We start from the raw sequence: 22,711 nt of genomic DNA, 5'->3' as shown, positions 1-22,711 counted from the left end.
TGCCGGCGCCGCCGTGTGCCTGTGAAATTAAACCTAGTCGATAAATGCTGTCAGTTTGCTGTCGATGTTGTAATTTTTAATTTCTGCGTCGATTTTTGATGTTATTGAAGACATATGCGCATCCTGATCGTAGAAGATAACCTTGTTCTGGCCGACAAAATTGCTGCTGCGATGCGGCAAATGGATCATGCTGTTGATCTGGTGCATGATGGCGAAGACGCCTTGTCGCTTGTCGTGCAGGAAACCTTTGATCTTTTAATTCTCGATCTGTCATTACCGGGCATCGATGGTCTGGAAATTCTGAAAAGCGTTCGGCGCCGTAAAATCAATTTGCCGGTCTTGATATTGACAGCGCGTGGAAATCTTGACGAACGGGTAGCGGGCCTTGACGCTGGAGCCGACGATTATATGGTTAAGCCATTTGAATTGTCAGAACTCGAGGCGCGGGCGCGGGCGCTTTTGCGGCGCAATGTCGGGGTACGCAACCCGAATATTTCGGTGGGAAAACTGGTCTTTAATTCAATCGACCGATCCGTAAGCGTAAATGGCGCGTCCATTGCCTTAACACCGCGCGAACGGGGTGTGTTGGAAGTTTTGTTGCTAAATGTCAGTCAAGTGATCAGCAAGGAAAAAATCGCGCTGCATTTGTTTGGTTTTGATGATGAAGCCAGCGTGAAATCGATAGAGCTTTACATCAGTCGGTTGCGTAAAAAGATCGCAATGGCCGATGTGGAAGTACGGACAATTCGTGGTCTCGGTTATATGATTGACGAATGACGGAAAATATTAAGACAACTTCCCTGCGGGCAAGGCTGCTGCTTTGGCTTTTATTGCCAGGGCTGATTATGGCATTCGGTCTTCTTGCTAAAAACTACCTTTCGGTTAGTGAAGTCGCGAACCGTATTCAGGACCGCCTTTTGGTTGCGTTGGCTGTTACAATTTCCGAACATGCGATTAAATCCAGTGGTGATCTTTTATCGCGCGATATTGAACTGCTTTTGGAAGAATTTACCCGCGAGAATACCTATTACAGGGTGCAGGGGCCAAATGGGGCTTTTGTGACAGGTGACTTTGGTCTTCCGCGTGCCCCCAAAGATTTGGTTCTGCAACCGGGGGTTCCGTATTTTTACAATGCTTATTACCGGAACGAGGATGTACGGGCCGTTGCCATGAAATACCTCGTATCGGACCCATCGTCGAATATTCATGGATGGGTTACGATAGATGTAAGCCAAACGCGTCGGCAACGTGACACCCTTATTCATGATGAACTATTGGGGTCGACCACCGATTATCTGGTTTTGATGTTTATCAGCGGTGTTTTTGCATGGATTGGCGTAACGCATGGTCTTGCTCCGCTTCAACGTTTGCAACAGGCCATTCGACGCCGATCTACTGATGATTTGCGCCCCATCCGCCATGTGATGCCCAAAGAAGTGTCCGATGTGGTGATGTCGCTTAATGCGCTCTTGGCCCGTCTTGAAAGTTCAATTACGGCGAATCAACGCTTTATTGCCGATGCTTCCCATCAATTGCGAACGCCGCTGGCAACCGTGCAGGCCGAAGCAGAGTGGGCCTTGCGCGATATCAGAAACGAAGAAGACAGACAGGCGCTTGAACGTATTGTTCAGCAAACACGCCAGACCGCCCGTCTTACCTCGCAGCTTTTAAATCTGGCGCGTGTCTCGCCCGAAGGGCGCAAAGTGAGTTGCAATGAAAAGATTAATCTTCTGGCATTCGCGGCTGATGCGACATCGGAAATGTTACGATCTGCCGTGCGCCATAACGTTGATCTGGGATTTGAAGACCAAAGCGAGGGTCTGAGCTGCGACATTGAAACCGGTAACGAGGTGCTGTTGCACGAAGCTCTCGTGAACCTGATCGATAATGCGATTATGTATAGCCCTGCGGGCTCTGTCGTTACGGTTCGGGTGATTGGCAGTGGTGCCGCAACCGGGCCGATGCTGGAAGTTGAAGATAACGGGCCGGGTATCCCCGAGAAAGACCGGGACGCGGTTCTCGAACGGTTTGTAAGGCTTGATAACAATAATAAGCAAGGCTCCGGTCTTGGCCTTGCGATTGTTAAGGAAGTCGTCGAGGCGCACGAGGCAACTTTAAGTCTCGACGCAGGGGCAAATGGCAGGGGATTGCGGGTCCGAATTGCTTTTCGCTAACAAATTTACCGTTTGAGGCAATAAGGCCCCGCAATTGATAGGTGCTATTATTCTGGTGGTTGTGCTTTGGAAGCAATGGGGCCTATGACCGGTTTTTGCTGTCGCAGACACCGACAACTGCTTTGTGGTCATTCTTTTCAACCGCAAAAACAATCAGCGCGATCAGACGATAAAACCCGTGTATGAATTTGCCATAAGGCATCGACAAAAACAGGGTTAAAACGACACCCAGATGAAGGCAAAGTGCTATGCCAACATAGGGCGTGTCACGAACAATCATCAGGCCAAGCCCGGTTATGCTGGTAAGCAGCAAAAGTACCAGAAAGCTGATATCCATGCCTTTGTTGGTTTTGCCTTTTGGGGCGGTATCGGCCCTTTTTTTAAGCACAAGTAAGCCAATAGGGCCGACAATCAGGCCCAGACCACCCACAATACCAAACAGTTTAGGCAGGCTTGTAAAACCGTATGGGGCCTGCATGTCAAATCCGTAATGCATGATCGTACCTGACGATGTTGCCGCAAAACACAGCATGAAACCCCAGAATGTCATTTGATGGAACCAGCGGCGCGCCATCGACGGGGTTTCATCGGGATAAGAACACCCCTGTCCATTGCCGCCATCAAGATATTTGAGCGACAAGGCATCTTTGATGCCTTGATAAACCTGGGGATAATCAAGTTTCAATGGGTTTGGCAGTTGCATTGTTCGCCAAAATTTGGCGGTTGATGCGGCCAGTGCCAGCAAAACGAAACCACCCACAGCGCCAAACAGGGCGGCCAGAACATTGTGGGGTATTACACCGTAAAATGCAGTGTCGTGAACGGCAAAAAAGTCGGCACCGGTTAGAATAACTGTTGCGGCAAAGAATGCGGCGATGACGACAATTGACAACAGGCTGACCCAAAGGCCGTTATTGACAAACAATTTGCCCATGAAGCCAGGCCAGGCATAAACGCCATAGTTTTCCTGACGCAGTTCAGCCATGGCAGCTGGCACATTAAGCTGGAATTCGTGCGGGGGGGCATATTGGCAATTGTGATAACACGCCCCGCAGTTATGGCAAAGATTGGCCAGATAATCGACAGTGTCGGCATTAAATTCCAGTCGCAGTTCCATCGCCTGGAAAACAGCACAATGGCCCTCGCAATAGCGGCATGCGTTACAGATGGACATCACCCGTGCAGCTTCGGTTGTTTTATCGGTTGAGCGCATAATCAGCAGCCTCGCTTCCTGCAATTCGTCCAAATACATTGCCAATCGTCATGCCGATGCCGGCCAGATATCCTTGGCCTAGTACATTCCCGGCCATGATCTCGCCGGCGGCATAGATGTTGTCGCTTAGGGTGCCATCAGCCATTTTCATGCGCGCTTTCTCACTGACTTCGACGCCGAGATAGGTAAATGTAATACCCGGGCGCAGGGAATAGGCACTATAGGGGGGCTGATCAATGCGGCGGGACCAGTTGGTTTTGTTAACGGTCAGTCCGCTGGTATGAAGACCGTCCAGTGTTGTGTGGTCAAAATCACCGGGTTGAACCGCGTTATTGAAGTTCGAAACAGTTTGCTCCAACATATCGGGGTCCAGGCCGATTTTTTCGGCCAGTTCCTTAATGGTATTGGCAATAACCGCGGGAAATACCGGGGGCATGAAGCCGCCTTTGGCTTTTTGGTCAATGATCACATGGGCGACCTGCCCTGGCTGATCTGCGACCAGTCGTCCCCAAATGGCATAGCGTTTGGGCCAGAAATCTTCACCTTCGTCGTAAAAACGCTTGGCATTTTCATTGACCACAATACCAAGCGACACACAATCAACACGGGTGCAAATGCCGCCGTCAAATTTTGGCGCTCGCCCGTCAATGGCAACGGCATGGCACTGATTGGGTTCCCCGATCTGGCTGGCACCATTATCGAGCAGCATCCTTAAAAGATCGCCTCGATTATAAGGTGTGCCGCGGATCAGGAAATTTTCGGCGATGTCGCCCCAGGCTTCTTTAAGCCATTCAATATTGGCCTCAAACCCGCCCGCGGCCGCAATAAACGCCGTGGCTGAAACAGTGTCGTCCCCGATACGAAGGCTTTTAAATTCGCCATTCCGGATATCGATGCCGGTTACCATTGCATCATAGTGAATTTCGATGCCCAGTTTTTCAGCGTGGCGATAAAGCGCATTTAGCAGTTGTTTTCCACCCCCCATGAAAAACGCGTTTGTCCGCCCCAGGTGTAAAGTGCCGCCAAGGGGTGGTTGAAACTGTACGCCTCGTTCTTCAAGCCAACTGACCGCCCCGGCAGATTTGCGCAATGTCATGCGGGCAAGTTTTTCATTGGTTTTGCCCTTGGTGACGCGCATCAGGTCTTCCCAATATTCAGCTTCATCGTATGTGCCGCTTAGCACAGATAGCGGACCATCATGCAAGGGGCGCAGATTGCGGGTATGGCGGGTATTCCCGCCACGATAGGGCCGGGGGGCCCCTTCAAGAAGGCACACCCGTGCGCCTTTTTCGGCCGCAACGATGGCGGCAATAAGCCCGGCTTGCCCGCCGCCGGCGACAAGGACATCGTAATGATCATGCAGTGTTTTCACCAAGGCGTTACCTTTTTGTATTTTATAGAATACTATTGTATACAATTGTTCGCAAACTTGTAGTTTGAAAATGAATGTGTCAAGTTCAAACCAAGAAAAACAATCAAGGTACCTGGTCATGAGCTCTGATTCCGTTGATAAACAACCCCGCGGCGAAGTCGCTTATCGGAAGCTTCTGGCGGCCATCCAGCATGGAGAACTCAAACCCGGGACGCGAATCCGCGAGGTGGAGGTGGCGGAAAGGTTTGATATCAGCCGCACCCCGGTGCGTGATGCAATCCGCCGCCTTGAAAGTGACGGGCTTTTGATTCATGTGCCGCGCCACGGGGCCGTAATAAAGGAACTTGATCATCGCGAAGTGATCGAACTTTATGAAATCCGCGAGGTGCTCGAAGGTACCGCAGCACGCTATGCTGCGCGTCACGCATCAGAGCTGGAAATAGCCGAGCTTGAGGATTTAAACGAGCTGATGCTTAAAAACAGCCATGATCAGGTACAGGTCGCTGAAATTAACCGGCTGTTTCACCAGGCGTTATATCGGTCGGCAAACAACCGTTATTTGATTGATGCGCTTAATTCCCTGTCAAATTCAATGGCGCTTTTGGGCGGCACAACGCTGCAATATGACGGGCGTCCACAAAGTGCATATGACGAACATAGCGAGATAGTTGAGAATATTCGCAATGGTAATGCCGATGCAGCGGATAGCGCTGCACGCCTTCATATTCGCAATGCGCAAAGATTGCGCATGAAACTGTTGCGCAACACCCAGCAAGATAATCCGCAATTGACGCCATAATATTGGTGCGGGCGATGAAGATGCTGTGTTTGAACGAGTGTGCGAGTAGTTGACCAAGCAGGATTACCTTGGCGCATTTCCCGTTATGATTACGCGAGTTAAAATCGAAATCGTGTGCATCGGCCGAGATTTCGGTGTTTTTTTTGCGAAACTTAGGTTGGGTCGCGTATGGTCAGGGCCACATGACCTGTGCGTACAGTTGGACAGAGGTCTTGTTTCAGGTTTCGCTATGTTCCTGGAAACCCCGGGAAAGGTCGGCTAACTTTTAGAATTATCCGCTAAAATCCGGGGGATAATTTTCGGTGTCATTGAACGTGGTTTTGTTAATTTTCGCAACTTCGTGAACCGTAATGTCCGTCAATATTTTAATGGACCAGTTAACAAGAGGGTCGCTTTCCAGTCGTCTGGGCCAGATCATATAAAAAGTGACGGGTTGGAGGGCTAATGGCAGCTTGCGATGAACAAGATTGAAATGACGAATATGCGCCAGGGCGGTAACATATGGCATTGTCGTTACATAGTTACTTTGCTCGAGTACAAAACCTGTAATGCCAAAACCCGACAGATAGGCTGAAAACGGCAATTGATAGCCGGTACGTTTCAGGGCTTCGTCAAAGTTCGTGCGCTGCTGAAACATATTTGAAAAAGCAAAAAAGCTGTATTCTTTCAAATGACACAGTTCAATTTGTTCGCGTGAAGCAAGTGGATGGTTTGGCGACATCACGGCAACACGGATATCGGAAAATAAACGTTCGGCATTTATGCGTTTGGGAATGTCACGGAAAAGACCAATCGCTATATCGATCTGTTTGTTATCGATCTGGTCCGGGTCAAAGGCACCATGTACAGGATGCAACCGGGGAATAACCTCGGGTGCTTTTTCAGATAAAACACGCAACAACGGCCCGGCCAGCACTATTTCGAGATGTGCGCCGAGACCAATATTGATGACACCGGTCGCCTGGGCCGGGTTAAAACTTTCTGGCGCGTGAAAAGCGGCCTCAAGTGTTCCCAATGCTTCGCGAACTGTTGCGTGAAGTTCAAGGGCGCGCTCGGTTGGCTGAAATTGGCCCTGGTTCCATACAAGTAGCGGATCGGTAAATATCTCCCTTAATCGTGACAGATCCCGACTAACGCCAGGTTGTGTTTTGTTGAGCAACTGGGCTGATTCAGTCGCAGATCCCGTGCGCATCAAAACATCAAAAGTGACGAGCAAGTTCAGATCCATGCGGCGAAGGAAAGGCATCAGGTCTGCATTCACGAGCTTCTCCCATGGTTTTTTATGAATATACCAGTTTTGGTATAGCTCGTATTTATAATATTTATTCGCTATGGCCGATTTCATCTGCCACGCTTCTCGGGCCGGAAAAATGAAACTGTTTAAGGGAAACAGGAAGCAAACGGCAGGCCGAATGGTTTGCCAACATCCAGACGGGAGGAAAAATGAAAAATCGTTCCACAGCACTGACTGCAGTCTTTGCCACTGCCGCTGTTTTGATGGTAGCGCCTATGGCGCAGGCACAGGATGCCTTGAAATTAAAAATTCAAACCGCCGCAACAGCCAGCCATTTCAGCTTGCGTTATCTTAATGAAAACTGGACACCAAAACTTGCAGAAATGACTGATGGGCGCATTACCATTGAATTGCTGCCAAACGGGGCGGTTGTCCCCCATCGTGATACCCCGGATGCCGTTTCAATGGGCATACTTGACGGCGATTATACGTCGGTCATGTATTTTGCCGGTCGGGACCCGGCCTTTGCCCTTATGGGGGATTTGACGGCCGGTTACGACAGTGCAGATCAGACACAGGCATTTTGTTCGATTGGCGGCGGACGAGAAATGCTGCAAAAGATCTATGACGAAGAAAACCTTGATGTTCACGTTGTCGGATGCGGGGCCTATTCCCGGGAATCTTTTGTCTCGAAAGTGCCTATTCGCGGTGTCGCCGATCTTAAGGGCAAGAAAATTCGGGCACCCGAAGGGTTGGCCTCTGCGGTCTTTAAGGCCGCCGGTGCGACGCCGGTAGCGATCCCGGGCTCTGAAGTCTACACCTCGTTGGAGAAAGGCATCATTGATGCGGCGGATAATTCCGCCTATTCAAATGATAAAGCTAATGGAATGCACGATATTGCAAAATATCCGATCTTCCCCGGCATTCATTCAACGCCTTTTCAACAGTTTACAATTTCCAATTCTGTGTGGGACGGGCTTTCCAAGGCAGACCAGGAAATTTTGACCGTGTGGTACGAAGCCGCGACAAATGATCTTCGGCGTGCGGTTGACCAGCATGACCGTGAACTTGTTGCGATTGACCGGGCTGGTGATGATATCGAAGTCATCGATTGGTCGCAAAAAGATCGTGATGCCTTCCGGGAAATTGCCATGGGTGAATGGAAGAAATTTGCCGCAGGCTCGAAACTGGCGGGAGAGGCCTACGATACTCATGTGAAATTCCTGAAAAGTATTGGTCTTCTGGCAAACGATTGACGTGCTGGCCCGGGTGACGAATTAACACATCCGGGCCGTCTTCGTTGCCTGACCAAGGGAAGTTTTTGACCCCAACAGGGTAGTTTCAGAAATGAGTGATGCAGCCGCTTCACAAAGCCGCGACTATGAAGAGCACGGTCTCGACGGTTACGAAAACAAAGCACAAACCCGTAGCGGTATTATTGATCATCTAAGCCGTTATAGCGGTATATCGATTTCGGTTCTTATTGTTGTTGCGGCTTTCGCTACTCTATGGGAAGTCGGGTCTCGTTATATTCTGCACGCCCCGACTGATTGGGCCTTTGAAGTGGTGATGACCCTGATCGCCGCATCATGGATGTTCTCTGCGGGTTATATCACGTTGAATAAAGGGCATATCCGCATTTCTGTGCTGAGTGATATTGCCCCGCCCCGGATACAGCAATGCCTTGAGATTTTTGGCATGGTTGTGGGCATTCTGGCTCTGTTTCTGCTTTTAAGTGATGCATCGTTCCGCGCTTATGGGGCAATTGCAAAACTGGACCGTACCGGCAGCGCCTTTAATTCACCCTTGCCAACACTGACCAGCGCGTTCCTTGCCCTTGGTGCAGCATTGTATTTGATGCAGTTGATGGTCAATTTGCATCAAAGCCTGGCATCGGGTATTGGGAAATCGCTGGTTAAATTTGTTGCCTTGTTAATGGCTGTATATTTTGTTGCCGGCCTGGGTGTGGCGATCTTTGGGGATACCAGTCCTTTTGCCATCATAACCGAATTTGCCAGCAATATTGGCAAGGCACTTGATCCCTCCAAAGCCCTGGCGTTACGCAAGGTTGATCTTGGCACTCTCTCGATCATTATGGTGCTTATGCTCATCAGCCTGATGATGACAGGGATGCCGCTCGGGATTGTTACCCTCTTTGTTTCAGTAATTATCGCGATTGGCTTTTTTGGTCCGCGCGGCCTGTATCTTGTTTCAACCAATGCTGCGGGAATGCTGGAGCATTATACCCTGGTTGCGGTGCCGTTTTTCGTCTTGATGGCAGCCATTCTTGAACGCGCTGGCGTTGCCGAAGATCTATTTGATGCCATGTCGGTTCTTGCCGGTAATTTGCGGGGGGGTGTCGCCATTCAGACGGTTGTCGTGGCGGTTATTCTTGCGGCCATGTCTGGTGTCATGGGGGGCGAAATCGTCATGCTTGGCCTTGTGGCCCTGCCACAAATGATGCGCCTTGGCTATGATCGGAAACTGTCTATTGGTCTGATCTGTGCATCCGGGGCGCTGGCAACACTTATTCCCCCGTCGATCATTATGATTGTTTATGGTTTGTCTGCCGAAGTTGGCATTGGTCAGCTTTTTATTGGCGGGATCGTTCCTGGTGTATTGCTGGCATTCTGTTACGCCGCATATGTTCTTATCCGGGTTAATCTTAACCCGAAGCTTGCGCCAACTGCTGCCGAGGCGGTTCAGAATGGCCTTGTGCCTGTCAGAAAACTGGGGCGCCAAAAGCTGATCTCTGTTGCGATGGCGGTTATCCTTATTTTCTGCGTTATGGGTTCTATTTATGGGGGTATTGCTTCGGTCACCGAAAGCGCGGCTGTTGGTGTTGTAGGGGCTCTTCTGATTGCATTTTTGCGTGGGCGTCTGTTTCGCACCAGTTTGCTTGGTGACACGCTGGTTTCGACCATGTCGATGGTCGGAACCATTATGTGGCTGATTCTGGGTGCTATTTCTTTTGTTGGTATTTTTAACCTTGTCGGGGGCGGGGACTACCTGCGTGAGATGTTCCTTGATCTTGGGTTGCCAGCACTAGGTATCGTCATCGCCATGATGGCCGTTCTTCTGGTTCTGGGCACTTTCATGGAATGGATTGCGATCGTTCTGATTACCGTGCCGGTCTTTGCGCCTGTGGTCGTTGCTCTTGCGCCGGATCTTGGTCTTTCTCCAACAGAAGCCAAGTTGTGGTTTGGTATCCTGTTTGTTCTCAATATCCAGATTTACTTTTTATCACCACCATTCGGGCCAGCCTGTTTCTGGTTAAAGTCAGTGGCGCCAAAAGAAATTACGCTTCAGCAGATTTTTGCGTCGGTTTTGCCATTCATCGCCATTCAGTTCGTGGTTCTGTGCCTTTTCATTGCATTTCCTGACCTCGTATTGTGGCTTCCCGACCTGCTGTCACACTAGCGCCGGGATATAACAAGGAACCGTTCATCATGAGCAATCCTGAAAACAAACAGATATATCAGCCGTATGGTATCTGGCCCTGGGTGACAGGCGTTCTTCTCGCCTTTGTCCTTGTTGTTATTCTTTTTGCGGGTGCCGGGGGCATCTGACAAATCCGGGCGACCTATTTATCGTCCGGATTGCGATCTCTGAAAGAAAAAATGCTACAGTCATCAATTGAACAGCGCGATATTTCCCTTCGTTTGCGCGGAATGGGTTCATTCCATATCGGGGGAAAAGTTGTTGAACTTACCGATGGGGAGCCACGGCAGGTCCAGTTGACGCGTACCGGGCGACCCGCGACCATCGACCCCAACGGCAGCTATGTTGTCGGGCAGATGTATGTGCAATATTTTTTGCCTGATCCTGCCGTTCAGAAATTTCCATTACTGTTTTGGCATGGCGGGGGGTTAACAGGGGCGTGCTGGGAAACCACACCTGACGGGCGGCCAGGTTTTCGGGATATTTTTCTACACGCTGGTTGGGATGTTTACGTCAGCGATGCCGTGGAACGAGGGCGGGCGGGGTTTGCGCCAATCCCCGATGTTTGGGAGCCCCCGATTTCGCAAACCATCGAAACCGTTTTTGAACGATTCCGTTTCGGGAAATACCTTCCAAACGGAAAGACCTTTTGCGCGCAGGATTATGCATTTAATAAAATAGCTTTCCCGATGAATTCTATCGAACAGTTTGCAGCACAAATGGTTCCCCGGTGGACGCAAACCGACGATCTGATTATTGAAGCTTATCTTGAGGAATTACGCAAAGTCGGGCCGGGGGTTATTATCGCACATTCCCAAGGGTGTGTTTTTGCCCTGGAGGCTGCAGCCCGTCACCCGGAACTGGTTTCGGCGTTGGTTTTGCTTGAACCGGCTGCGATCTCTCATGTTGCAACCCTGGCTACTGAATGGCCTGTGCCGACATTGATTGTTCTTGGTGACCTGATTGAAAAAAATGCCAGATGGATAAGAATGCGCGAAGATATTCGAAATTTCGCCGGCAATTTTCCATCGGTTGAAATTATGTCACTGCCGGAACGTGGAATTTATGGAAACAGCCATATGTTAATGATGGATACGAATTCTGCCGATGTCGCAGCAGTGATTCAGACCTGGCTGGAAGGTTTGCCTGTATGATTGGATTTACCTTTGGTGAAAATCCCGCCAGTTGCGCCTGAGCGCGCTGTATTGGTGTTATTCTTGAGTGTATCACGTGGAATTCGGGGTAAAGATAAACACGATTGTCATGCTTTAGCCTGAAAGACGCAGAACAGTGACGCAATAGCCCGATCACACGGTGTTGGTTTCTAGGAAGTGGGTGTTTCCTCAGTTTCGATAGAAAAACGTGTTCCGGCTTTGTTGCGAATGATTTGTTCAAGGTCTTCTAGCGCGCCAATCGCGGCAAAGCCTTTTCTTGCTGCGGCAAAGCTGTTTGCGGCCTCAATTTTTGGGCCCATCGAACCGGCCGCGAAATCGACCGGGTTCAGGGTGCCAGGTTTTACATGGCGGATGGCTTGTTGTTGTGGTGTTCCAAAATTCAACATAACAGCGTTAACATCGGTAAGCAGGATCAGCCCGTTGGCATTGACATCGCGGGCCAAAACCGCCGAGGCACGGTCTTTGTCGATCACCGCCTCGACACCGTGCCATTTACCATTTTTATCCTTGGTAACTGGAATGCCGCCGCCTCCCACCGCAATAACAATTGTGCCGCTGGCTGACAGGGTTTCGATTGAACGTTGCTGTAAAATGCGTTTGGGCAGCGGCGAGGGGACAACACGGCGTTTTTTGCCGCCATCATCCACCATCGACCATCCCCATTTGGCTTGTAATACACGGGCCTCGTCATCGGAATATTGCGGGCCGATTGGTTTGGTCGGGTGTTTGAAGGCAGGGTCGTCAAACCCTACCTCCACTTCTGTCAAAAGTGTTGCAACATCGCGTTCGGTCGGCAGATTGTTACGCAGTTCGGTTTCCAGAAGGTAACCAATCATGCCTTCGCTTTCGGCATCGAGCACATCCATCGGATAGCCGTCTACCGCGCGATATGTGGCGTTTTGCAAGGCGATTAGTCCAACTTGCGGGCCATTGCCGTGGGTAAGGATAATGTCGTGCTCGCCCGCCAGCCGGGCAATGCCCGATGCCACCGCGCGAATATTTTCCCGCTGGTTTTCGACGGTCATTTTCTGACCACGACGTAACAGGGCGTTACCCCCCAGGGCAATGACGAACCGCATGATTTTCAGGCCCCCATTGTTGCCACAAGAATGGCTTTGATGGTGTGCAGGCGGTTTTCGGCCTGATCAAACACGATAGAGGCGGAAGATTCAAAAACCTCCTCGGTGACTTCCATACAACTGATGCCAAATTTTTCCTGTATGTCCTTGCCTGCGGTGGTGTCTGCATTATGAAATGCAGGCAGGCAATGCATGAATTTAACAGCCGGGTTGCCGGTACGTTTTAAAAGGGCGTCGTTGATTTGATAGGGGGTTAAAAGACGAATACGGTCTTCCCAAACCGCGTCATCCTCGCCCATGGAAACCCAAACATCGGTATAAACAAAATCACACCCGGCAACACCTTCGTCAATGTCCTCGGTGATGGTGATTTTGGCGCCGGTTTGTTGGGCAATTTGCCGGGACGTTTCAATCAGTTCTGACGATGGCCAGCAAGATTTTGGTGCACATAAACGTACATCCATGCCCATTTTGGCCGCACCAATCATCAGCGAATTGCCCATATTGTTGCGTGCATCGCCAAGAAAACAGAACTTCACGCTATGGAGCGGGCCGTCAAAATGTTCACGCATGGTCAGAAAATCGGCCAAAATCTGGGTCGGGTGAAATTCATCCGTCAGGCCATTAAAGACGGGCACGCCAGACCATTGTGCCAGTTCTTCAACCGAACTTTGAGCGTAACCGCGATATTCGATGCCGTCATACATACGGCCCAAAACCCGCGCGCTATCCTTAACCGTTTCCTTATGGCCGATATGCGACCCGGTTGGCCCCATATAGGTTACAAGCGCACCCTGGTCATAGGCGGCGACTTCGAAACCCGATCGGGTACGGGTTGAATCTTTTTCAAAAACCAGAACGATATGTTTGCCGGTCAGACGTGGTTGTTCGGTGCCCGCCCGTTTTGCGGCCTTAAGATCGGCGGATAATTGCAGCAAATAGCCAATTTCGGCCGGGGTGAAATCAAGCAGTTTTACAAAACTGCGACCTTTGAGGTTAAAAGCCATTTTCATTTTCCTTGATCAGACTGTTATGCGTCACGTTCGATGGGGCAGCTCATGCAATGGCTGCCACCACGCCCGCGGCCAAGTTCGGATCCTTCGAGGGTGATTACCTCGACGCCAGCTTTGCGCAGCAGAGTGTTGGTATAAACATTGCGGTCATAGGCAACGACGACCCCGGGTTCGAGGGCCAGAACATTGTTGCCATCATCCCATTGCTCGCGTTCGGCTTCGTATGAATCACCGCCGGTTGGCACAATGCGCAGCTTTTTAAGGTCCATCGCGCTGGCAACGGTTTCAACAAAGGATGTTTTTTCCGCACGCACATCAATGGTGCCTTCTGCCTCACCGGGCCGAATAGAGAACGCCTTGATGCGGTCGACAACATTGGGGAACGTCGTGACCAGGTCGCGGTCGCAGAAGGAAAACACCGTATCAAGATGCATGAAGGCACGATCACGCGGGAAGGCAGCGGCAATGACACGGTCGACTGCACCTTGACGAAACAATTCGCGCGAGAGTGATTCAACGGCTGTGGGGGTAGAACGTTCGCCCATGCCGATCAGAACCGTCCGGTGGCCAATCGGCATAACGTCGCCCCCTTCAAGGGACAATCCTGCCTGTGCCTGTTCGTTTTCGCCCCACCAGATCGAAAAGTCACCATCGCGAAACATGGGATGAAACCGATAGATCGCCGCCATATTCATGGTTTCCTGACGGCGTGCGGGCCAGTGCATGGGATTAAGGGTAACACCGCCGTAAATCCAGCAAGTGGTATCGCGGGTGAATAGCTGGTTGGGCAAGGGCGGTAAGACAAAATCATGCGGTTCCATCAGGGCGATGGGCAGGCTGGTACTTTTTAACGGCAATTCAGCAACGGCAATGCCACCGATCAGATATTCGGCCAGTTGTTCTGCGGGCATTTCCCCAAGCCAGGTCATCATTTCGTCGCGCAGAACGGCACCGAGATGTGCGACAGATAGCCGTTTGTCCAATAGCCATGCACGGGCGTTTTTGTCTGCGACCGTGTCGGATAACAGGTCTTGAACCAAATGGACCTTGATGCCGCGGCTTTGCATTTCATCGGCAAAGGCCTGATGTTCCTGTCGGGCTTTTTTGACCCATAAAATATCGTCAAACAGCAGTTCCTTGCAGTTTGCCGGGGTCAGACGCCGCAGCGACAGGTCGGGGCGATGCACGATGACCTGGCGCAGTGTGCCACATTCGGACTGAACAGAAAATTTTGTCATTTTACGCGGCCTTTCAGATGGAAACAGAGGTTTTGAATTTCTGTTTGGTCTTGGTTTGGCTAGGCTTCACGCACCACATAGGTGTGATAAACCACACGGCCGGTGCTATCGTGTTCTTTGTAAATGCCCTGAATTTCGTATTCAAAACCGGGGAAAAGATTGTCGTTTTCCTCGAACATTTTGAAATAATCCAGTTGCGGGCGGGTTTGTTCTGAATAGCGTTCACCGGGCACCATCACGCCAATTCCCGGTGGATAAACCACCGTCAGGGTTGCAGCGATGCGGTTTTCCAGTTCGGAAATCGGAATGTAATCCACCTCGTTGGCAACAAGGGCGGCATGTGCCTTTTGCGGGGTTAAAGCCAATTCTGGAAAATGGCCGAGTTCAAACTGCTGGCGTTGCAGGGATGGCAGGTTGTGCCCTTTGAAAAAAGCATGCATTTCCTTTGCCAGCGTCTGGATGCTGACAGTGCCGTATCTTTCCGGATAGGCCTTAACCTTGGCGGGCATCATTTTTGACAGCGGTGCATCTTCATCAAACAGTTTTTTGAAGTCACATAACGCCGATAGCAGCGTGCCTGCCTTGCTGCGTTCAATTGCCGGAGTGACCAGAAACAGGATGGAATAAATATCGTTCTTTTCGCAAACAATGCCGCGTTCGCGCAGGAACTGGGCCAATAAGGGGGCCGGAATGCCCAATGGGGCAAAGTCGCCGGTTTCTCGATCAAATCCGGGCATTAACAATGTCAGCTTGTTGGGGTCGGTCATGGCAAGGCCGCTGGCCATATCGCCAAATCCGTGCCATTTGGCACTGGGGGCCAAGGCCCATGCTGCCGGGTTCCGTGCCAGTTCGGATGTGTCAACATCTTCCCATGCGTGCTGCTCGCCCCGGGTGTCCGATAGTGAAATTTTGTCCGGGACGAACGGGTCAAAAAACCATCCGCCATCGGCTTCGTAGCGGCGTTTGTAAAACCGGATTTTTTTGCGAATTTCAATGGCCGTGCGAATGGCCTGATCCCACAAATAGGTACCGTTCGGCCCCTTCATCATTTGTGCGCCCACATCAAGCGATGCAAAAAGCGGATAAAACGGCGAGGTCGAGGCGTGCATCATAAACACCTCGTTGAAGCGCCGATGTGCGACCAGCCGTTTCTGATTTTGAATATGGCTGTCTTTGATGTGAATTTGCGATGCCTGCGAAAAACCGGCCAGCTGTTTATGGGTTGATTGCGTGGCAATCAGGCCCGGGGCATCGTCGCCAAGGTTTTCAAGCCCCATGGCAAAATGGTCTTTAAACAGGGGGTGGAACTTCATGAAGCCAGCCCAGGCTTCATCAAATAAAATATAGTCGCACAGCTTGCCAAGTTTTTCGATGATCTGGCGAACATCGTAAATTGTGCCGTCATAGGAACAATTTTCAAGTATGGCCAGGCGGAACGGGCGTTCGCGTTTCCAGGCATCGGGGTCATTCACCAAGGGGTGGTCCTTGATGCGCTGGCGCAGTTCATCTTCTGCCAAAGCCGCCATGTCCATCGGCCCGATCAGGCCATAGGAATTGCGAACAGTGGGAATGTAAACCGGAACGCCGCCTGCCATCATCAGCGCGCCGTGATGCTGTGATTTATGATTATTGCGGTCAAACAGCACAAGGTCGCCGGGGCTGATCAGCGCACCGGTGGCAATTTTATTCGAGGTGGAGGTGCCATTGAGGACGAAATAGGTGCGGTCTGCCCCGAAAATTTCGGCGGCCTGCCTTTGGGCTTCAAGGGCGGGGCCTTCGTGGATTAAAAGGTCACCCAGTTCTACCACCGAATTGTCCAGATCGGTGCGGAAAATGGCCTCGCCCATATAATCGAAGAACACTCGGCCGACGGGGCTTTTGCGATAGAACATACCCCCTTCGTGCCCGGGGCAGGTCCAAACTTCGTTTCCGGCCTCGGCATAGTCCAGAACCTTGCCGAAAAATGGTGTTTTGTGCTGATTGGCATATTCGTGGAAATGGCGGGCAACGAACTTGGCGATGAAATCCGGGGTGTCTTCTTCAAGGTAAATCACACCGCGCACACGTTCGATCAGGCCCGGGTCCAGTTCGGACTTTCCTAATTGGGATGCCAGCACAAACACCGGTGGCGACAGCCCCATAATGGTAAGCTGGTCGAGAAAGCTGTTAAGCCGGGTTATTTCTTTTGCGGTTTGCCCGGCGATCAGGAAACAGCCAAAGTTGACATCGCGGGCAAGCTGTATTTCTGCTTCCTTGATGCTGGTTGTCCGAACCACTTTCGGACCCAGTTTTTCAATTTCCGAAAGTATTTCGCTTAAGGCCGTGTTCTGTATGTCGTGATCGTGACTTTCGGGTTCTACAACCAGAAACTTAAACAGGTCATAAAAACTCATTTTGATCGCCTTTCAAAGGTAGGGGCCGGGGAAGACCAATAGGCGCGGTTCATTCCGGAGATCTGCTTGCAACATCTCCGGAACGAACAGGTATCAAAGCCCGATATTGCCACTGGCAAACAGGTAGATTGCGATAAGCGCGGTCAGGGTCATGAGAATGGCAAAGATTTTTTCGACGGCGTGAAATACCGGTGCATCGGGTTCCCAACTGCGCCGCGCCCACCAAAAAACCGGAATGCCCAGGGCATAAACAATCGTCGACATCAGGAAATAAACCGGCCCCGCAGCATAGAGAAGCCACAGGCTGTAAATCGTTCCTAATACAGCCGTTGTAATGGCCGCATTGCGCGAAGATATGCCTTCTGTCTTGAATTGCGGGGCAAAGGCCAGCTTGCACAGATAAAGGGTGCTGGCAACATAAGGCGGCAACACCATTACACCGGTAATGCTGATCAGGAAAATCCAGGCATCATTGGCAAAAAGGACAACAAAGATTGTCACCTGCATAACGATGCTTGAAAGCCACAAGGCGGGGGCGGGTGTGTGCTGTTTGTTTTCGTGTGATAGTGATTTGGGAAAAACACCATCACAGGCCGCTGCAAACGGCACTTCGGCAACCAGAATGGTCCATGCCAACCAGCACCCTAGAACCGAGATCAACAGTCCCAGATTGACAACAACAGCCCCCCAGCCCCCAATGATCTGATCAAGGATATAGGCGCTGGACGGGTTGGGAAGCGCGCTTAACTGTTCCTGTGACATGATGCCAAAAGGCAACAGCGAGATCAGTGCATAAATGGTCAGGCTGGCAATCAGGCCAATAAGCGTGGCACTGCCGACCATTTCAGGTTTACGCGCCCGGCCGGATATGACGACGGCACCTTCAATGCCGATAAACACCCACAATGTCACCATCATGGTGCTTTTGACCTGGTCCACAATCGGGCCTAATCCCTGTTCATTGCCCCAGGCATCAAAGGTGAACTGGTCCCAGTGTGCGGCGATGGCCGTAACAATCAGGATCAGGATGATCGGAACGATTTTGGCAATGGTTGCAACAACATTAAGCGAGCTTGCCTGTCGCACACCGCGTAAAACCAGAAAATTCATCGACCAGATCAGCAGCGACCCGCCAAGAACAGATTGCCAGTTACGCCCGTCACCAAAAACCGGCCAGAAATAGTTCAGGGTTTGCATGACAAGCACGGCAAAGGCAACGTTGCCAAATGCCGCCGACAGCCAATAGCCCCACGCCATTTCAAAACCAACGAATTTGCCAAAACCGTGTCGGGCATAGGCATAAATGCCGGTATTAAGGTTGGGTTTTTCATCGGCAAGAATGCGAAATGAATTTGCCAGAAAATACATACCGACACCGGTGACGACCCAGGCAATAAACACGGCGATCAGGCCTGCCCCTGATGCCATGTTCTGGGGCAGATTAAAAAGACCGCCGCCGATCATGGACCCGATAACCACTGCGACCAACCCTGCCAGACCGAGCTTTCGGGATTCAGGGTTTGCATTCTGTGTAGTGGGTTTGTCAGTCATGGAAAACTCCCTTGATCATGCTCATTTCCCTTATATTTTTGGGGTGAGGAAATGATTGTTCCGGGTCGATCAGGCACCGGATTTGTTCAGGACATACGTGTGATAGACGGGACGGCCATCGGCATCGCGCTGTGTTTCGACCCCATGTGTTTCGTGTTCGAAACCGGGGAAGCGGGCATCAAATTTTTCCATTGCCGACAGATAATCGAGGATGGATTTTGAAGATCGGGTGATTTTTTCACCGGGCATTAAAACCGGAATGCCGGGCGGATAAGGCACAATCTGAACGGCCAAAACCCGATCCATAATTTTTGAGACCGGCAATCTTTCGACATCACCGCGAACCATTTGGTTATAGGCATCACGGGGTGTCATGGTGGCAACGGGTAGTTCCATAAATGCCGCATCAAGATGGTCGAGAAGGGCGGTTTCTGCCAGAAACGCATGCATTTCGGCCGCAAATTCTTTAATGCCCAATCCTTGATACTGTTTAGGAAATGATTTGGTCAGGCTGGGAATAACGTCTTCAAGGGGGGCATTTGCATCATACGCATCTTTAAATTCCAGCAGCGCACTGACAAGCGAACCCCATTTGCCCTTGGTGATGCCTATCGAAAACAGGACCAGAATGGAATAGGGCTCGGTCTTTTCAACAACGATGCCGCGCGCATCAAGAAATGCCGATACAATGGACGCAGGAATGCCGTTTTCCGCAAGGCTGCCATCGGCATTAATGCCCGGTGTTAACAGCGTCACCTTGATCGGGTCTAGCATGCAATAGCCGGCACCAAGGTCGCCAAAGCCATGCCATGTGTCATCGTCCGCATTTAGCGCCCAAAATTTCGGGTCGTTGGCAAGCATGTCGGGGTTGGCATCCACAAACGATGCGGCGCCGGCATGTTGAGGCTGCCAGGTTTCAAACCACCAGTCATTACTGTTTTTGCCCAGAATTTCCTCGCCGATACGGCCAACTTCCTGACGAAAATCAATGGCCTCGCGAATGCATTCTTCGGTTAATGCCGGGCCGGCATCGTGCATCATTTTTGTTGAAATATCGGTCGATGCCATGATGCTGTATTGCGGCGAGGTGGAGGTGTGCATCATGAAGGCTTCGTTAAACAGGGCAAAGTCAATTGGCTTGCGCCCCTGACGCACATGAACCATGGATGCCTGAGACAGGGCTGCCAGCAATTTGTGGGTTGATTGGGTTGCGGTTACTGTCGGGTCCGAGGTTTTGTGCGGTTCATCATGCATGCCGAACCGTCCGGCATAAACCGGGTTAAAACGGGCATAGCCATACCATGCTTCGTCATAATGAATGCGATCAACGCTTTGACCCAGAAGCTGCGTTGTTGTTGTAATGTCGTAACATAATCCGTCATAGGTCGAATTCGTCAGAACCGCCAGCACCGGTTTGTCCCGGCCTTTTTTGACCAGCGGATTGGCCTTGATTTTGGCTGCGATTGCTTCCGCTGTCATTTCTTCACGCGGGACGGGGCCGATGACCCCGCGATGGTTGCGGCGTGGCATCAGATAGACAGGTACAGCGCCGGTCATGTTCAGGGCATAGTTCAGCGATTTGTGGCAGTTTCGGTCCACCAGAACGACATCGCCATCGGTTACAAAGGCATGAAGGACCATTTGATTGCTGGCCGAGCTTCCACCTACGGAAAATACCGTGAAATCCGCCCCGAATGTCTTTGCGGCGAACTGTTCGGCTTCCTTCAAGGCGCCTGAATGGTCATTCAAAGAGCCCAACTCGCCTACCGAAACCGAAAGGTCGGATCGCAGCATTTCTTCGCCGTAGAAGTTTAAAAAGGCGCTGCCCACGGCCGTTTTACGAAAAGCCGTTCCACCGGTATGCCCGGGCGTATGCCACGAATATTCGTGGACCTTGGCAAAATTGGCCAGCGCCCCGAAAAACGGGGGTAGCACAGTATCAAGATAGCGGCGGGCAGCGGCAACAATGCGCCCGGCAATAAAGGCGGGGGAGTCTTCAAACAGCCAGATATAGCCTTCGGTTTCTTTTAAAAGTGCAACGGGAAGGCGGCCAATGGCCATGCGCGATGTTGCGACAAAAACTGGCAGATTGCGGCCATGGCGCCGGATCGCATGGACCAGTGTTTCAAGCTGGTTAAGGTTATCGGTTTCGTGATCCAGTCCTAATATCGCGCAGCTTATTTGCGGTGTCGCGGCGATATAGGCGGCACCCTCGGCGTCGCTGTGGACAAGATCAACGGTTAACCCGGACAACGTAATGTCATCAACAAGTTCCCGTGCCCGGTTGGCCAGCGGGCTGTCCGTATCATTCGTGCCTGTAACAATTAAAACGGGAAATTTCTGCCCGAGGTGAGGGGGCATTGGCGTGTTGTGCATGGGGATTCTTCCGTGGGGCTGGAGGAAGGCATGGCGAGTGGGGTTAGAATGATGCACGGCAAGTTATTGTTACCGTTAAAGTCATTCCATTTCTGTGACGTATATCAAATATTATTAAATTAACTGATTATAATTAAAATGCAACTTCTTCCTGCTGCGTCATACAATCTTGCATTGAGTTTGTTTTTCGAATTTGCGACGTATGACCTGTTGCTGCGAGGTTGTTGACGTTGGCGCATCAGATCTTGGTAACCATATATAATGGCCTAACGACGCCGATGCAGAGCAAAGGCTAGAGAGATACAAGCGGGAATAAATCAGTTAATGCGGGCGGAGCACTTGCCAATTCAAACTTCAACCTGATATCTCACCAAATATCGTCTCATCTCTTTATAGCTGTAGCCTGTGCAACAGTTCATTATGTTACAGACCGGTAGGGGTTCAAATTCTTGGCGCCCAAAACAATTACCCTTAAGGATGTTGCTGCAGTTGCCAATGTATCCCGTGCAACGGCTGCGCGCGCATTAAACAGCTATGGATATGTCGGAGAAGAAGCCGCCGCACGTGTTTTGGAAGCAGCAGAAAAACTGGGCTATCGCGGTAACCGTGTCGCCCAGGCGCTCCGACATGGACAGCTGCCGATTATCGGGTTTGTGCCTGGTGACATTCAGAACCCTTTCTTCGCGCGGATTGCGCACGATCTTGACGTTGAGCTGCGCAAGCACCGCTATAACCTTTTGATTGCCAGCAGTGAGGAAGATGTAGACCAGGAAAAGGCGTTGCTCGACAATTTGCGCGCTCTTAATATCCGCGGTTTCATTCTGGCGCCAACATCTGGTGATGACAATCAGCACATCGCCAGACTTGCCAAAGACGGCGCGCCAATTGTTCTGATTGACCGTGTCGCAAAAGACATACAATGCGACAGCATCCTCGTCGACAATGAAGGCGGTGCCAAAGAAGCTGTCGATTATCTTATTGCAAACGGTCATCGCCGTATTGCGATCCTGCAAGATGATTCGCGTATTTTTACCGCACAGGAGCGTTTTGCCGGCTATACAAAATCTTTGCAGGAACACGGTATTACCGTGGACAAAAACCTGATTAGTGTTTCGCGATCAACTGTTAAACATGCCGTCGATGCAACCATACGCCTGTTTAGCCGTCGCGACCGCCCAACAGCACTGTTCACGGTTGACAGCCTGATGACACAGGGGGCCTTGCTCGGGCTGCGCACAATGGGGTTATCGGTTCCCAGAGATGTGTCTCTTGTCGGCTTTGACGATTTTGATCTTGCCACATTCACCGACCCGCAGATTACTGTTGTTGCACAACCGATTTCCAGGATCGGACCGTTGGCAGCCGAACTGATTCTTGAGCGGATCAAGGGCTCGCAAGCGGCACCCCGGAACACAACATTCCCGACAAAACTGATTATTCGCGGATCGGTTTCAAACCCCCAAATCTGAACAATTCAACTCTCCGCCAACAACATACATCCGAAAAGCGTTCGAAAAAGTTTCTTGCCAAACGGAAAATCGTGTGGCTAACTTTGCGTGTGAGACCGATCTCACTCTTCGCAAGCGCAAACCTGTTTCTCTTTTTTTTAGAAAATATGAGATCGATCTCATTGATTTGAAAACCGGTAGAACC

At 50.9% G+C, this 22,711-nt stretch carries 16 protein-coding genes; 7 read left to right on the top strand and 9 right to left on the bottom strand.

Annotated features, from left to right (window positions below; genetic code table 11):
- Positions 1 to 114: 114 nt before the first annotated feature.
- Entirely contained in the window at positions 115 to 777 is a 663-nt protein-coding gene (locus tag J4E05_RS21335) for a response regulator transcription factor (RefSeq protein ID WP_085595580.1), read from the top strand.
- Positions 778 to 845: 68 nt separating this feature from the next.
- The gene (locus tag J4E05_RS21330; RefSeq protein WP_168185008.1) at positions 846 to 2,174 is read left to right on the top strand and encodes a sensor histidine kinase; all 1,329 of its coding nucleotides are present in this window, start codon (positions 846 to 848) and stop codon (positions 2,172 to 2,174) included.
- An 82-nt stretch (positions 2,175 to 2,256) separates the two neighbouring features.
- On the opposite strand, the gene tcuB is transcribed toward J4E05_RS21330, so the two are convergent.
- Entirely contained in the window at positions 2,257 to 3,387 is a 1,131-nt protein-coding gene (gene tcuB / locus J4E05_RS21325; RefSeq protein ID WP_349599927.1) for a tricarballylate utilization 4Fe-4S protein TcuB, read from the bottom strand.
- Positions 3,371 to 4,759 carry an FAD-dependent tricarballylate dehydrogenase TcuA gene (gene tcuA, locus J4E05_RS21320; protein ID WP_349599924.1) on the bottom strand — a complete coding sequence of 463 codons (1,389 nt, stop codon included), beginning with the start codon at positions 4,757 to 4,759 and terminating at the stop codon, positions 3,371 to 3,373. The genes tcuB and tcuA overlap by 17 nt, the downstream gene beginning before the upstream one ends.
- A gap of 118 nt (positions 4,760 to 4,877) precedes the next feature.
- Here tcuA and J4E05_RS21315 point away from each other — a divergent pair, with 118 nt between their 5' ends.
- The gene (locus J4E05_RS21315; protein WP_349599921.1) at positions 4,878 to 5,558 is read left to right on the top strand and encodes a GntR family transcriptional regulator; all 681 of its coding nucleotides are present in this window, start codon (positions 4,878 to 4,880) and stop codon (positions 5,556 to 5,558) included.
- 271 nt (positions 5,559 to 5,829) lie between these two features.
- On the opposite strand, the gene J4E05_RS21310 is transcribed toward J4E05_RS21315, so the two are convergent.
- The gene (locus J4E05_RS21310) at positions 5,830 to 6,819 is read right to left on the bottom strand and encodes a LysR family transcriptional regulator (RefSeq protein WP_349599918.1); all 990 of its coding nucleotides are present in this window, start codon (positions 6,817 to 6,819) and stop codon (positions 5,830 to 5,832) included.
- Between the two features lie 182 nt (positions 6,820 to 7,001).
- On the opposite strand from J4E05_RS21310, the gene J4E05_RS21305 reads away from it, so the two are divergent.
- The 3 genes from J4E05_RS21305 (at position 7,002) to J4E05_RS21295 (ending at position 11,387) form a co-directional block, all read left to right on the top strand.
- Positions 7,002 to 8,048, top strand: a complete 1,047-nt coding sequence (locus tag J4E05_RS21305; RefSeq protein ID WP_349599915.1) for a TRAP transporter substrate-binding protein — start codon at positions 7,002 to 7,004, stop codon at positions 8,046 to 8,048.
- Positions 8,049 to 8,139: 91 nt separating this feature from the next.
- Complete coding sequence (locus J4E05_RS21300; protein WP_349599912.1) at positions 8,140 to 10,212, top strand: TRAP transporter large permease subunit; 2,073 nt, start codon at positions 8,140 to 8,142, stop codon at positions 10,210 to 10,212.
- 200 nt (positions 10,213 to 10,412) lie between these two features.
- Complete coding sequence (locus J4E05_RS21295; protein WP_349599910.1) at positions 10,413 to 11,387, top strand: alpha/beta fold hydrolase; 975 nt, start codon at positions 10,413 to 10,415, stop codon at positions 11,385 to 11,387.
- Positions 11,388 to 11,557: 170 nt separating this feature from the next.
- Here the strand turns inward: J4E05_RS21295 and J4E05_RS21290 are convergent, their stop codons facing one another.
- From J4E05_RS21290 to J4E05_RS21265, 6 genes are all read right to left on the bottom strand, one after another.
- Entirely contained in the window at positions 11,558 to 12,487 is a 930-nt protein-coding gene (locus J4E05_RS21290; RefSeq protein ID WP_349599907.1) for a carbamate kinase, read from the bottom strand.
- A 5-nt stretch (positions 12,488 to 12,492) separates the two neighbouring features.
- Complete coding sequence (gene argF, locus J4E05_RS21285) at positions 12,493 to 13,494, bottom strand: ornithine carbamoyltransferase (RefSeq protein ID WP_349599904.1); 1,002 nt, start codon at positions 13,492 to 13,494, stop codon at positions 12,493 to 12,495.
- A gap of 23 nt (positions 13,495 to 13,517) precedes the next feature.
- Positions 13,518 to 14,738, bottom strand: coding sequence for an arginine deiminase (gene arcA / locus J4E05_RS21280; RefSeq protein ID WP_349599901.1), 1,221 nt, complete (start codon positions 14,736 to 14,738; stop codon positions 13,518 to 13,520).
- A gap of 59 nt (positions 14,739 to 14,797) precedes the next feature.
- Positions 14,798 to 17,131, bottom strand: a complete 2,334-nt coding sequence (locus tag J4E05_RS21275; protein WP_349599899.1) for an Orn/Lys/Arg family decarboxylase — start codon at positions 17,129 to 17,131, stop codon at positions 14,798 to 14,800.
- A gap of 93 nt (positions 17,132 to 17,224) precedes the next feature.
- Complete coding sequence (locus J4E05_RS21270; protein WP_349599896.1) at positions 17,225 to 18,682, bottom strand: basic amino acid/polyamine antiporter; 1,458 nt, start codon at positions 18,680 to 18,682, stop codon at positions 17,225 to 17,227.
- Positions 18,683 to 18,751: 69 nt separating this feature from the next.
- Positions 18,752 to 21,058 carry an Orn/Lys/Arg family decarboxylase gene (locus J4E05_RS21265; RefSeq protein WP_349599893.1) on the bottom strand — a complete coding sequence of 769 codons (2,307 nt, stop codon included), beginning with the start codon at positions 21,056 to 21,058 and terminating at the stop codon, positions 18,752 to 18,754.
- A gap of 449 nt (positions 21,059 to 21,507) precedes the next feature.
- Between J4E05_RS21265 and J4E05_RS21260 the strand changes: the two genes are divergently transcribed.
- Positions 21,508 to 22,527 carry a LacI family DNA-binding transcriptional regulator gene (locus J4E05_RS21260; RefSeq protein ID WP_085594998.1) on the top strand — a complete coding sequence of 340 codons (1,020 nt, stop codon included), beginning with the start codon at positions 21,508 to 21,510 and terminating at the stop codon, positions 22,525 to 22,527.
- The last annotated feature ends 184 nt before the right edge of the window (positions 22,528 to 22,711 follow it).

The sequence above is a fragment of the Thalassospira sp. NFXS8 genome (genome assembly GCF_040148805.1).
Lineage (GTDB): Bacteria > Pseudomonadota > Alphaproteobacteria > Rhodospirillales > Thalassospiraceae > Thalassospira.
The sequence above is the reverse complement of the archived record's forward strand: the minus strand, read 5'-3'. Positions and strand labels throughout refer to the sequence as shown.